Source organism: Akkermansia sp. AE01SA01, from assembly GCF_036417395.1.
Classification (GTDB): Bacteria; Verrucomicrobiota; Verrucomicrobiia; order Verrucomicrobiales; family Akkermansiaceae; genus Akkermansia.
In genome coordinates this window covers 2,096,804-2,110,965 of the sequence record NZ_CP143890.1, presented here as the reverse complement: position 1 = coordinate 2,110,965, position 14,162 = coordinate 2,096,804, and the positions used below count along the sequence as shown (strand labels likewise).

Here is a 14,162-nt window from a genome sequence, read left to right as displayed (position 1 = left end):
ATTAATTTTTGAGAATAGCCATTTCGGGGAACTTTCCATCTTTATTGCAAGATTCGTAATAACATAGGCCGCAATCTTTAATAGCTTTTTTAACACCGGATTCAACACATTTCTGAAAGGATACAGATTGAGACGCATTGAACCCTTTTTTCCACTTATCACAACAATCTGCACATTTTTTGGATTTTTTAGTATCTCCAATCATCATAATATAGATACATCCTCCAGCCATGACTATTATGTATTTCCCGCTATGGTTATTGGTCAAAAAATTGATATCTTCACATGAAAATGAGACATTTTCGTATCCACCTTCATCTACCGAATAAGGATGCGTATGGAAAGTCCCTCCCATTTCTTCTCCACTGCCGGGTGTAGGAAAATCACCGAAACTTCCACTATCATTTCCTTTTCCTCTGCGGATACTTGATCCTATTCCTCCCGCCGGGCGGATAATAGAGCCACCCTGTTCAGTAACAGTTCCGTCTTTGTTAAAGCTATCTTTCCATGCTTGGTTAAATTCTTTAAGCCACTCTGGAGGTAATAAAAATACATCTGCACATTCTAGTCCAAGAATATCGAACATATTTTTTGGAGAATTCTTAATAAAACCATAAATATTCCATCCTCCTTGTTCCTGGATGGGGTCTCGATTAATCCATCTGCCATCAGCGGGATTGAGGTGGCGGTAATTGTAATAGACAAGTCCCAGTTCATCGTCTGCATACTCACAGGAAAACCTGAACCTGTTATCCTGAGCCATGTCTCCCTGTGCCGTGAGGAGGGCACCAAAGGGGGCATACTCATAGCGGGCCCTTCGTGCCTGCTGATCGTCAAAAAGAGAAGTGACGTTCTTCAGGGCGTCGTGCATGAAGAAAAGATGTTCCTCCATTTCTTGTCCATTTTGCTTCCAATGTGTCATCATCAGGAGGCGCGTGGCTGCCGGCTCTGTCGGATCCCATAGATAGCTCTTTTCTATCATTGGCTCAGGATGCATCAGGTCCAATTCAGCTATTTGCAAATAGCCTCGATATAGATAATAAGCGTGGCTGAATGTATTCCCGTTGACGGTGACTTTCTTGCTAAAACGCCGACCCATGTAGTCATAGCTGCAATCAATGACCATACGTCTGTCTTCACTTGTGAAGGAGACAGGCCTGTCATTGGCATCGTAGCAAACATTCCAAATCCCCGTTGAGGTCTTGATAGCAGTCTGGTTGCCGTCAGCGTCGTAAGTAGGCTTGAAGTCCTGTTCTCCCTGGGCAATCTTCAAGTACTGGTTGAGAGGGCTGGATTGATAGGATATTTCTTCTTCCTGTTCCCGGGCAGTTTTGCGATTGCCGATGTTGTCATAGCAATAGGCAAAACTTCTTCCTTGGCTCATCTGGTCTTCAATCAACTCGCTGCGGCTATTGTAGGTGAAGTTTCTGGTGATTGCAGGCGTAGCCGTGTCCCATGAATCCTTCCGTTGAACGGGACGCATCAAGTGGTCGTACTGGTAGACATGTCCGGCCAACATGTCGCCAGTCCCGGCATCCTCATAGCCGATGGAGGCCAGGAGGTTGAGCTTGGGATGGTAGGTGTTGCTGCGGACCATGCCGTTGGGATAGGACAATTGGTTGAGGAAGCCGCTGGTTTCATCATATTCCCAAGTAAAGGGAGATGCCAAACCTTCCATATTCATCCCGATCATGGCACCTTGATGGCCATAGTCAAGATGGGAGTGCTGCACGGTGCGGGTTCCGATCATCAGGCGATATCCGCAGGGACGCCCGAAGGAATCGTAGTCTTCCTGGATGCAGCTTTCCACGGTCCCAAAGGAAGTCTCTTGTTGTATCCTGCCATAGGCATCATAGCAGAGTTCTCTGGTTCCTGAGGCATCGCAAACAGAGGTCATCTGCCCGAGGTGGTTGTAGGCATAGAACCATGGCTGGGTGTTGTCGCTGTGGGAGACGGAAACAAGCTCTCCGGTAAGGGGAGCGTAGGCATAGGAGGAAACAATGCCCCTGGCTTTGGTGAGTGTTTCCAGGCGGTTGAGCCTGTCGTAGGTTTTGGAAACATAGGAACCATCGGCATAGGTTTTTTTCAATTCCAGTCCCGTGGCTGTGTCGTAGAGCCATGTGGTGGTGTCTCCGTCTGTGCGGTCGGAAGGATCGGAAGTGATGTCGCCTTCTTGTGCCCGGAAAGTGGTGAGGGCTACCATGTGGTCGGCTTCATCGTAGGCAAAGCATGCGGGTTGAATGGCGGTGCCGTACTCGGCGGTCTTTCTGCCGCGGATGTCATAAGAATAGCAGGTAGTGCCTCCCGTGGCATTGGTGATGCGGGCGACGGCATCGCAGCAGGGCATGTAGCTGGTGGTGGTGACGTTGCCTGCAGAGTCGGTGACTTTGCAGTGACGCCCGGCAAGGTCGGTTTCGCTGGTGGTGATATTTCCCCTGGCATCGGTCTGCTTTAGAATTATGCCTGTGGAGACATAGGAGCGGTTCTGTGAGGAATGGATGCCTGCGTGGCTGGTCTGGCTGACAGTGAACCTGTCAACCATGAGAGCCTCCGCGACGATAGTTGAAGTGGGAATGCTGCTGAATTGCGTGCGCTTGGTGGCAGCTGTGTATTCCGTCCATTGGATGCTCTGCTGTCCCAAGACATCGGTGGAAATAATTTTGCTTTCGATGACGGAATCCAGCTGTGATACCATGTTTTCTGTTACTTGAGTCAAGGGACGTCCCTGGGCGTTGTAAGTTGTAGCGGTTTGTACCTGGTAGATTCCGTCTTCTCTGAGCTGGTAACGCATAGAGTTTTCCGTGATTCTGTTTTTAGCAGGTTCATCAGGATGCAATTCGTTTAAACGAACGGTTTGCCTGACGGCTCTCCCCAGTTCATTGTAGTCAGTAATGGTGGGAGCTATGTCTTCTACTTGGGATCGGACAAGCTGCCCTCTGGCGTTATAAGTGTTGTTAGTTGCCACGAAGCCTCCCTTCGTGTTGGGTGTTTCCTGCCGAACGGTTTGACCAAATCCGTTTTCCACGGAGCGGGAAAGAACAATTCCTTGGGACAAAGTTGTGGTGAGGATGCCTTCTTCGGTCAATTCAAGCTGTGTCTCTACTTTTCCCTGTCCGGTTCCTCCCAGCCAGAGAGTGGTGCCATCGTAGTATCTCTTGGTAATCAACGTGGCTCCTGTGGGAGTGGTCACGGTGGTGGTAAGCTGGTTATCATTGTATTGGGTACGTGTTACCCGCCCCAGTATGTCGGTGGAGGAAATGACCCTTCCCAGATTATCATATTCTGTACTTTCCATAGTGGTCATGGCCCCTGTGTCGCAGCGTATGGAAATAATTCTACCGGTAGCGTCTCTCGTGTAGGATGTAATGGTTTCGGGCGTTGTCTCGGTAGCCGAGCGTATGGTTTCCACCAGCTGCCTGGCAGAGTTGTAGCCATAGGTGGTCACGATACCATCTTCGTCGGTTTCCTTTAACGGGCCACAGCACATCCATTCCGTTGTGCTGGTCCTGCCGTTGCCCCTGATGGTCTTGATCAATTTGAGTTCGGCATCGTATTCATAGTCTTCAGAAGAAATTAGAGACCAGTCTTCACCTGTGTGGACGTACTGCTCTTTTCTTGTGGTGGTGCCGTTTTCAGCGATGTATTGGACGGTTCTGGTACTTTGACCGGGAACAATGCTCCCATTAGCCTGAACAGTTGAAGTCTCTTTGTGGAGAGCACCATGATCCGTGGTGGCTTCATAGGTATAAATGGTCTGAACACCGTTGATGCCCTGGCTCATCTTCTGTCTTCCCCGGGCATAGGGATACTGTGCTGCTTCCCCATAAGTTTCTGAAATGCTTGTGTGAACCTGGTCGGAACCCAGAGCTGTTTCTGTCACCGTCGTGCGGTTGACTTCGGGGCTCTCTTCATAGGTATAGCTCCTTTGGCTTAGAACGGTTTCCGTTCCGTCCTGGGCAATGATGACTTTCCTTTCCGTAGCAGGCCTGAAATCATTGAAACGCAGGTCGGCGTAGGTGGTGCGCGTTCCCTTTTCTCCTCCGCCTGCCCAGGGCATGGCCTGCAGAACCACGCGGCCCTGATCGTCGTACTCGTAGCGCGTGTATCCTCCGTCGGGCTGGATTTCCAAAGACACCCGGTACTGGTCGTTGTAGGTGTAGAGCGTCGTTTGGGCCAAGGATGTATTATAGCCCTCCGTGCTGCTGATGGTCAGCCAGCCTCCGTCGGTATACTTCTTCACCGTGCGCGTACTGCTGGAAGGCCGGGAATCATTGATGCCCCTGACCGTTTCAATCCGCTCCCACTTGGAGTTGGGCAGGGAGTTGCGCTCAATCGTGCGTACGACGCGCTCATTCCCCTTCCCTTTGATGATGCTCACCTTGTTGCCTTCCTCCCGGCGTTCAATGAAACGCGGTTCCTGCCCGGTCCTCTGGTTGGTAATGCGGGTTACCGTTACTCCTCCTTCCAGGGAAGTCTCGTAGAAAGCCGTTTTATAGGGCTCTCCGTTAACCACAAATTCCCCATCATGGGAGGCAGAAACATTCCCGGGGGCGTACCACTCCAGAGTGAGGCTGTTGTTTCCGGGAATGCTTCGCATCAGCCCCTGGGCCCGGGAATAGACGCTGTTGAGAGATCCATCCGGGTTGTAGGTGACCTGAACCTTGCGGGCATACTCCTCGGCAGAGATGACATGACCCGAGGAGCTTGTGACCGAGACGACCTCTCCGGTGGAGGAAGAGAAGCGCAGGATCATGCCGGAAGGAAGCACCATGTCCATGTAGGCGGGAGTGCCCTGGATATTGGGAGTGAGGTTTTCATTGAGCAGACGTACACGATAGTCCAGTTTTCTGGAGCTGCCAACGGGGGAAGCCTCGGCACTTCCTTCCGGGGCCTTGAAATAGATATGGCTTCCGGAAGGGCGTTTGACGGTGACTCGTCTTTCCTCTTGAGAGAAGGAAGCGCTCCATGCCATGGGGTGGTTGTAGCGCATGGAAGGCCCGATGTTGGAGTTGAGGCTGGAGGGGGTGGAAGAGCGTGCCATGCGCATGAACCTGGCCGGAGAAGGTGGCGGAGGGCCTCCTGCAGAGGGAGGATTGATACATGCATCGCCTTGACAAGGCAATACCCCATTAGGATCGCCCGGAGTGGGCTGCTGCTGAACGCAGTTCTCATCGCCTTCCTCGTCACAGTCACAGGGACAAGGGCATGGTTCTTCCTCGGTGGGCGGTTCGCTGGAGGAAGAAGACAGGGAACTGGAGCTGGAGCTGGAGCTGGAACTGGAACTGGAACTGGAACTGGAACTGGAGCTGGAGCTGGAACTGGAACTGGAACTGGAACTGGAACTGGAACTGGAACTGGAGCTGGAGCTGGAGCTGGAACTGGAGCTGGAACTGGAGCTGGAACTGGAGCTGGAACTGGAGCTGGAACTGGAGCTGGAGCTGGAACTGGAACTGGAACTGGAACTGGAACTGGAGCTGGAACTGGAGCTGGAGCTGGAGCTGGAACTGGAACTGGAACTGGAACTGGAACTGGAGCTGGAGCTGGAGCTGGAGCTGGAGCTGGAGCTGGAGCTGGAGCTGGAACTGGAGCTGGAGCTGGAGCTGGAGCTGGAGCTGGAGCTGGAACTGGAACTGGAACTGGAACTGGAACTGGAACTGGAGCTGGAACTGGAACTGGAACTGGAACTGGAACTGGAGCTGGAGCTGGAACTGGAACTGGAACTGGAGCTGGAACTGGAACTGGAGCTGGAACTGGAGCTGGAACTGGAACTGGAACTGGAACTGCTTGACTTGGGATCAAACCCAAAATCAAACCCTCCCCCTTCCGAAGAGCTGCTGGAGGTGGTCTCTTCTTCCTCGTCCCGATAAAGATTGACCAGGGTGATGACTTCCTCCCCTTCCCTGTCCGGAGGAGTTACATTGGGGTCGAGGTAGGAATTAATATCGGGCGCCTCCGCCTTGTCGGAAAGAACGGCAATGCAGAACTCCTGTCCGGAGCCCAGGGCGGGGTGGTATTCATGGACGATTCGGCACCAGTAATACCCCTGTTCCAGCACGACGCTCTCCGGCTTCACGGAAAGGTCCTTTGCTTCCTTCGTGAACTCTACATTCTTGAATGGGATGGCCAGGGAGATGGAGGAATCGGCGTCCAGGGAAAGGAAATAGGTACCGCGTTTCATGATCTTGAGGTACCCGGTCCACTCATGGCGAGTGTCGCCGGAAGCGGAACGTGGGGAGATGAGAACGGGGGCGGTGACGCCGTTGACGTAGAAGTCGGCCTGTGGGAGGCCGTTGGCGAACATGGGAACGAAGGGATAGCGGGGTTCCGGAGTGTTGTCGGTATTGTTCATTGTCTTTTAAATCAAAGTTGTTCAAATGATTTATAGACACGGTAGAACCTACCGGTCACCCAAATGAAAGACGCCTAAAACGTGATTCCGGAAGAAAGAATTTTATTTCTGCACAGTGTGATACCATACATCTCTAAAAGAAATCAGGTAGAAGAATCTCTTGGATTCTCCTACCTGAATCTTTGATTTAATAAATAGTATTTTAACTAATATATTAGTAATTAAATATTAATAACGATTTTACATTTTTTCTATTGCGGCAGGGTCTCTTTATTCCCGAACATACTCTTTGGACGGAAGCTGGCCGTTGAGGCGTTTCTCCCTACCATCCGCCGCCCAGGGCGCGGGCAAGCTGGACAATAGCTTTGCGGATATTCTGGCGCATGGTGACCAGGGATTCCTCCGAACTGAGCCAGGAGTTTTGCGCGGTAATCACGTTGAGGAACTCTGTTTCACCGCCCTGGTAGGATTCCATGGAAATCCTGAACGCTTCCTTGTTGGCTTCGTTTTCCTTTTGCAGGTATGGCATCTGGGAGGTGTAATTGCCGTAGTCGATGAGGGCTTCCTCAACCTCGGAGACAGCGGTAATCAATGTCTTGCGGTAGGTTTCCGCCGCCTGTTCCGCCGCCGCCTGCTGGGCGCGTACGTTGGCGCGCAGGGCGCCCCCCTGGAACAGGGGCTGTACCAGGTTGCCTCCCAGAGACCACGCATTGTTGTTTTCCCGGAAGAGCTGGGCGAAGTCGTTGCCGCGGCCGGATACGGAACCCGTCAGGCTGAAGCGCGGGTATAAGTCTGCCACGGCGACGCCTACGTTGGCCACGGCTGTGTGCAGATCCGCTTCCGCCGCGATGACGTCGGGCCTGCGGCGCAACAGTTCCGAAGGCAGTCCTACCGGAACCACGGGCGTTTTCTCAAAGACGGCTGCCTTCGGCATGGTGAGTTCCATGCGTGAGTTGTAAGTGCCGAGCAGGACGGAAAGCTGGTTTTTTGCAGAGGCCACCTGGGCAATCAGGGCGGGGATGTGGCTTTCCGTGGCAGCGACGCTTGAAGTTGCCTGTTCCACGTCCAGCCGGGGAGCAAATCCGGCAGTGTGGCGCTTTTCCGCAATGGTGAGGGTGCCGCGCTGGATTTCCAGTTGTTCCCGGGCGATGCGGAGTTGTTCGCAGGCGGTGATCCAGTTGAAGTAGGCCGTAGCCACGTCTGCCAACAGGGAGGTGCGGACAGCGCAGGCGGAAGCTTCCGTGGACATCAGGGAGGCGCGGTACGCCTCAATGGAACGCCGGTTGCCACCGAAGAGGTCCAGTTCCCAGGAGGTGGAGGCCCCCAGGGAGAAGTCCTGGGAAGTGGAACTCCTGAATCCCCGGTCCGGGGACAGACTCCAGCCGGCGCTGGCGTCTGCGGAGGGCAGAAGGGAGGCTTGCGAGATGCGGAGCCTTTCCCTGGCTTCCCGGATGCGGAGCAGGGCCACCTTCATGTCCGGATTGTTGTTGAGGGATGTGGAGACGAGGCGGTTGAGCTGGGGATCGCCGAAAATACGCCACCAGGAACGCAGGTCTTGGTCCGTACTGTGGGGAGGCTTGGCCGCCGCCCAGGAAGCCGGCAGGTCGTTGGCCGGGCGCTGAAAGTCCGGCCCTACCATGCAGGAAGCCAGGCAGCATGCGGTCAGGAGTGGGATGTATTTGAACATGGGTGACATGAAAAAGGGAAGGGGTGAATGGTTATTCGTGGCGAAGGGCGTCGATGGGGTCCATTTTGGAGGCTTTCCAGGACGGATACCAGCCGAAGACCAGCCCGATGAGTACGGAAACGCCTACCGCCAGGACCATGGCTTCCGGGGAGGAGGCCGTAGCCCAGTTCATGGTCCGGCTGACGACGGTGGAGATGGCCTTGCCGAGCAGGATGCCCAGGGCGCCCCCGACCACGCAGAGCAGGACGGCTTCCAGCAGGAACTGGCGCATGATGTCCTGAGGCCGGGCGCCCACGGCCATGCGCAGGCCGATTTCCTTGGTACGTTCCGTGACGGAGACCAGCATGATGTTCATGATGCCCACGCCGCCCACCACCAGGGAGATCATGGCCACGATCATCAGCAGGTTGGTCATTACTTCCGTGGTGCTGCTCATGGCGCGGGACATTTCAGCCATGTCCCACACGCGGAAATCATCCAGCTGGCCGTCCTTCAGGCTATGCTTGGCGCGGATGACCTCCGTGATCTGGTCGATGGCTTCGGAAGAACGTTCCGGGTCCGCAATCTGGGCCATGATGGAATCAATGTTGTTGAAGCGGCGCGGATGCGGGGCATCCGTGTACGGCTGATCCGTCGTCTCTGTATAGTAATCTACGGAAGAAGAGGTATACTTGTCTGCCCGGTTGAACGTAGTGGTGGATTTGCTGGAAGATGCCGAGGTGGAGCCGCCCCCTAGGCCCTGCAGGCGGTAGCGAATGCTCGTCCAGGGCAGGATGATGGAGTCGTCCTGGTCGCGGCCCATCATGTTGGCTCCTTTTTTCTTCAGGATACCGATCACCTTGAACATGACGTTCTTGATGCGGATATCCTTGCCCAGGGGGTCTTCATCCCCGAATAGTTCCTTGGCAACCGTTTGGCCGATGACGCAGACGCGCCTGGCCTGCTCCACATCTTCGTCGGAAAAAGGCTGGCCGCGCTCCATGTCGTACCAGCTTTTGATTTTCAGGTATTCCACGGAACCGCCTTCCACGGTTTCCGGGCTCCAGTTCTTGTTGCCATAAATCACTTGGCCGCTGGCGCGCACCACGGGAGTGGCGCGGAGCACCATGGGGCAGTCCTTCATGATGGCCTCGCAGTCCGCATTGGTCAGTGAGGCTCTGCCGCCGGCGCCAGTGTTGACTCCGCTCTTGGAGATGGCTCCGGGGCGGATGTTCAGCGTGTCCGCCCCCATGGAGGCGATGGTGCTCTTGATCTGGAGCGTGGACCCCTGGCCGATTTCCACCATGGCGATCACCGCGGCAATGCCGATGATGATGCCCAGAATGGTGAGCGCGGCACGCATGGGATTGCGCACCAGGGCCTTGATGCAGGTCTTAAGGAGGGGAAGGAATTTCATACGTCTTCTTTACTCAGCTTGTCGGAAATCCCTTCGCAGATCAGTCCGTCTTCCATATTAATGGCCCGGTCCGTAAAAGCGGCTATTTTGGGGTCGTGCGTGACCAGGATGACCGTGATGCCCTGCTGGCGGTTGAGATCCTTGAACATGTGCAGCACTTCCTTGGAGGTGGTGGAATCCAGGTTGCCCGTCGGTTCGTCCGCCAGCAGAATGCCGGGGTTGTTGATGAGGGAGCGGGCGATGGCTACGCGCTGCTGCTGGCCGCCGGAAAGCTGGGCCGGGGTATGGTCCATGCGGTCGGACAGGCCCACCAGGTTCAGCAGTTCCGTGGCGCGCACCCGCATGGCTTTCATGCTCAGCGCAGGGTGGGCGTAAACGGCGGGCATCATGACGTTTTCCAGGGCCGTGGTGCGGGAGAGCAGGTTGAAATTCTGGAAGACGAAGCCGATGCGCTTGTTCCGTAATATGGCCCGTTCCGCCGGGTTGAATTTGGCTACGTCTTCCCCGGCTATGTAATAGTGGCCGGAAGTGGGACGGTCCAGACAGCCCAGAATATTCATCAGCGTGGACTTGCCGGAACCGGATGCCCCGGTCAGGGAGACGAATTCCCCTTCCTTGATGTCCAGAGTGATGCCTTTGAGCACCGGGAGGTCTATTTCTCCAAGATGGTACACCTTGGTTATGTCACGTAAGCGGATCACGTTATTGAATGCTTGAAGCGGTAAAAGAATTGTTAGGCGAGAATGGCGGCAGTTCCGGATCAGGGACGCGGAGGCGGGCCGCCCTTGCTTCCCCCGGGAGCCTGGCTGGTGTTGCCCGTGCTCGGCTTGCGGCGCGGCGGCATTTTGGGCGCGAAGGGATTTTCCCCGCCCGCAGAGGCGGACGGTCCGTCGCCGGAATTGCTGGAACGGTTTAAAACCTGGGCCGTAGAAACGATTTCCATACCCTCCCGGAGCGTTTCCCCCTTGACCGGGGTGAGCATGCCGTTGCTTTCCCCCTTGGTGACCAGGTGGGGGTAAAGGACATTATCCCTCAGTTCCCAGATGACGGCTTTTTTCTCCTCTCCCTTCTGGACGGGAGCGGCCAGTTCCGGCAGCATCTCTTCAAAAGCGGCTTTCTGTTCGGCGGTAAGCAGTTCCGGATCCGGACGGAAGCGGAGGGCCGCATTGGAAGCCAGCAGGGAATTCTTGATGTCCTGGACAATGAATTGCACATTGGCCGTCAGATAGGGAATGAGAAGCTTGTCCGGGTTGGGAACGTCAATGTCCACGATGTAAGTAACCACGTTGGACGTCATCGTGGCGTCCAGCCGGATCTTGTCCACCGTCCCCTTGAACTTCCTGCCGGAATGGGCGTCCACGGTGAATATCACGTCCTGGCCTTTCTTGATGCTTCCGATGTCCGCTTCATTCACGGCGGCCCATATTTTCAATTTGGAAAGGTCCGTGGCGATGTAGAACAGGCTGGAGGCGCTCATGCTGGAAACTACCGTCTGGCCGATGTTGACCAGGCGTTTGATCACCACCCCGTCCACGGGAGATGAAATAGTGGTGTATTCCATGTTCCGCATTTCCTTTTTCAGGGCGGCTTCCGCCTGCTTGAGGGAGGCTTCCGCTTCCAGCAGGGAGGCTTCCGCCACGGCCACATTGGCGCGGGCGGTCTCTTCATCTGCAATATACTGGTCGTAGCTGGACTTGGACAAGGCGTCCCCCGGTCCCAGCTTTTCCGCACGTTCCCGGTCCAGCTTGGCTTGGTGGTGCTTGGCTTTGGCCTGCTGGATGTCCGCCCTGGCCCGGGCTATTCCGGCCTGGGCCTGGGCCTTGGAGGCTTCCGCCTTCTGCACGTCCAGCTGCACAGGCAGCTTGTCGATTTCCGCCAGCATCTGGCCTGCCTTGACCGGGCTGGAATAATCCACCACCTTGCCGTTCAGATCCTTGCCGAACTCCATGATGATGCCGCTTACCTGGGCGCCCACGTCCACCAGTTCGTCCGGTTCCGTGACGCCCGTGGCATCAATGGTAATCATCATATCTCCCCTGGTGAGGGGCTCTGTCTGATAATCCACCTGGAGCGGTTCGTTCCCCTTCCATTGCTCCCAGGCGAACCAGGCGCCTCCAAGAACGGCAATGACGATGATGATTTTGATGAATCCCTTCACGACTATAATATACTTCGCAATAATGAAAAAGTTGCACACATGTTAAAACTTTTTCGTAACGGAGGGTATCCTCTCATGATTTCAGGACGGGTCAAGGATACTCTTCCGAATGTGAACAGTTATGGTATATTAACTAATAATATTACATTGTTGTAATGCGGGGCCTGTTTCTTACAAAAATGAAAATCAATGGAAAGGTGGATTTCTGGATTGGAATACTACCCATTATTAATAATAAAAATGTTATGGCATTTCCTGAAATTTGGCACGTTTTTTGCTAAACCAATGATGAGAGATCGCTTAATCCGGAAATAACAATCCATCCGTATGTACAAGAATGATTTAATTGATTTGTTGTCCGCACTGCTTCATTTTTTCAATCGTCCTGGCCGTATCCGTACGGCGGAGGAACGGGAGCGTCGTGCGGCGGAATATCTGAAATCCATGATTCTCCATGCCCGCATGCGCTCATTCTGAAGTGAACGGAAAGCCGCTTCCGCCCACAATCTGCATGGGGAGGGGGGATTCACCATTTCAACTTGTCAGGAGCCGTGAGGAACAACGGAGAAGCTGCTCCAGGACAAAGGCTGCTTGAGCCGCCCTGTGCCGGAGGAATCAGTTGTGCCAGGGGTCTTCCTGCCGCATCCCTTGCAATGATGGCATATTCATTCCACTAATTCATTAATATAACTGGCTCATGGGAAAGATGAGCGTGCGGCATTCGGCCGTTCCCGTTTCAGGGAGATATTCCCGGTTGCCATGTATTATATATGGCATGGGGTTTTTCACATGGGCCGCAGTGAAAATTTTAGTTGGTTGCCGTGAACTGTGAAAAATAAATACTGGTTTAGAAATTCAGATGAGTACTTGCACCTCAGCGTATGAATATGCCTGATATTTCGTTAGATATTTTCCTTCGGATTGCTTTGATGCGCATCACTTCTCTGGCTGTTGAAATTCGTAGGAACCATCCTCTTGGCGGACAAAGCTCTCTTCTCCCCATTTCTCCCACTCCAGCACGATTTTTTCCGGGGAAATGGAAAGAATCTTCGCCGCATCATTATTGCTTACCCTGTTGCCGCATGTTCCAAAAACCCGGAAGGCGTCACTCCATTGCGGATGCCGGAGACCGAGAACATATTCAAAAGAATCAACATCATGGGAAACGTTCGTGTTGGCTTTCTGGAATGCTCCGTCCAGCATGTATCCCCGCGTGACGGAAGCATTGGCCTTCTGCACGATGATATGGTGGGTGATCTTCTTCTTGGCGATAAAAGGCGCGATGTTGCTATACCCGTTTTCAAGCATCAGCTTGTGGATGAAATTATCCTCGCTGAAGCCGATATTTCCATGTCCGGGTATGTGATCCCACCGTTGCACGATTGGATGAATCATTTCAGGATGTTCTTCACAGGCCATAAGGCGTTCCATCACGGAACGGGTAAGTACCATGGATGCTCCGAAAACATAGTAAAATTCCTTTTGGAGTGAGGAAATTCCGCCGTATTTGTAATGCACCCAGCTCCAATCCTTGAAACAACTGCAATGGTGTTGGGGTATTTCCGAATGAAACTCATTAATGGTAAGAAGATAATCCCGTCCGTAAAAATCGTCGTCATCTATCTTAAGGAATAATTCATAATTCGTTGTGTCCAGTCCGCGTATGGTGTCTGCCAAATTGGAAAGCTGGTTCTTGTTGGGAAACCATCTCAGAGTAAGACGTCCCTCGTCGATGAATTCCTGGAATTGGGGAATAAGAATGGACTGGAAGATAAAGCTGGACATTCCTTTAACGGCGACGAACAGATGGAAATTCCGGTACGACTGATGCATCATGCAGTAAATCTGCCTTTGCAAATCTTCAAACCGCTTGTAGGAAGACAGGCAAAGTGCCATTTTTCTTTCCCTGTAGCTGTACAGGGTTGATTTGTCAAAAAGGCGGGTTCTTGGTTTTTGGTAAAAGCAATTGTACTTCGTCACCATGATACTCAGCTCACCGTTTCCATTGGCCGCCTCCAGGGCTGTATCTGGGGGGAGGCGGCAGGTAGAAAAAATCCGGGCGACTTTTTCCCTTTTTGAAGCGGGAATGACCAGGGCATGCGTTCCACATACGTAGGCGGAACCGGCAGTATGACCGGAGGTGGCGTAAGGTTCGAACTCAATTCTTTCCCCCGGGCAGGGAGGCTTGGGCGCTTCCTGGCTGAACTCGTGAAAAAGCCGGAAGACATCAACTTCCGGATGGCTTTTGACCATCTCCTCAAGAACAGGCTGCAACCTTTCCTCCGGAATGGCGGGGGTGGTATTACTTTCTCCAAAGATAATGAGATCGTCTTCCCTGAATTGAGGATCCAGAATCATGTTGGCAAACGAGATACGCAGCACACGTACATAGGGTTTGTCGCAAGCCTCCGGATGCATCCCGAGAAATTCCGTAAACTCCTCGCAACGCGTATCCAGCAGTTTTTCCACTTTCTGGGAAACAGGATAGCTGGCAGCCTGATATCCCAATTCATTCAACTCAGCGCTTCCTTCAAGAATTTCTCCCGGCGCTTGGAGCAGCACGCATTTCATA

General features: G+C 53.6%; 7 protein-coding genes. 1 reads left to right on the top strand and 6 read right to left on the bottom strand.

All coding sequences use genetic code 11. The annotated features are described in order from the left end of the window. Position 1 precedes the first annotated feature (1 nt). On the bottom strand, positions 2-5,041 hold the full coding sequence (locus V3C19_RS08485; RefSeq protein WP_330937070.1) for an RHS repeat-associated core domain-containing protein: 5,040 nt from the start codon (positions 5,039-5,041) through the stop codon (positions 2-4). 178 nt (positions 5,042-5,219) lie between these two features. Here V3C19_RS08485 and V3C19_RS08480 point away from each other — a divergent pair, with 178 nt between their 5' ends. Beyond that, positions 5,220-5,867 (top strand): hypothetical protein, encoded by a 648-nt coding sequence (locus V3C19_RS08480; protein ID WP_330937069.1) that lies wholly within the window; start codon positions 5,220-5,222, stop codon positions 5,865-5,867. An 804-nt stretch (positions 5,868-6,671) separates the two neighbouring features. Here V3C19_RS08480 and V3C19_RS08475 read toward each other — a convergent pair. The 5 genes from V3C19_RS08475 to V3C19_RS08455 all read right to left on the bottom strand — a co-directional run bounded on the left by V3C19_RS08475 (position 6,672) and on the right by V3C19_RS08455 (position 14,161). After that, a complete protein-coding gene (locus V3C19_RS08475; RefSeq protein WP_295934149.1) occupies positions 6,672-8,036 on the bottom strand; it encodes an efflux transporter outer membrane subunit in 1,365 nt (454 codons plus the stop codon). A 31-nt stretch (positions 8,037-8,067) separates the two neighbouring features. Next, on the bottom strand, positions 8,068-9,432 hold the full coding sequence (locus tag V3C19_RS08470) for an ABC transporter permease (protein ID WP_295934148.1): 1,365 nt from the start codon (positions 9,430-9,432) through the stop codon (positions 8,068-8,070). After that, positions 9,429-10,133, bottom strand: coding sequence for an ABC transporter ATP-binding protein (locus V3C19_RS08465; RefSeq protein ID WP_130083880.1), 705 nt, complete (start codon positions 10,131-10,133; stop codon positions 9,429-9,431). The genes V3C19_RS08470 and V3C19_RS08465 overlap by 4 nt, the downstream gene beginning before the upstream one ends. Before the next feature lie 59 nt (positions 10,134-10,192). Next, a complete protein-coding gene (locus tag V3C19_RS08460; RefSeq protein ID WP_130083879.1) occupies positions 10,193-11,590 on the bottom strand; it encodes an efflux RND transporter periplasmic adaptor subunit in 1,398 nt (465 codons plus the stop codon). A gap of 936 nt (positions 11,591-12,526) precedes the next feature. Continuing rightward, positions 12,527-14,161, bottom strand: coding sequence for a hypothetical protein (locus V3C19_RS08455; protein WP_295875553.1), 1,635 nt, complete (start codon positions 14,159-14,161; stop codon positions 12,527-12,529). Position 14,162: the final 1 nt, after the last annotated feature.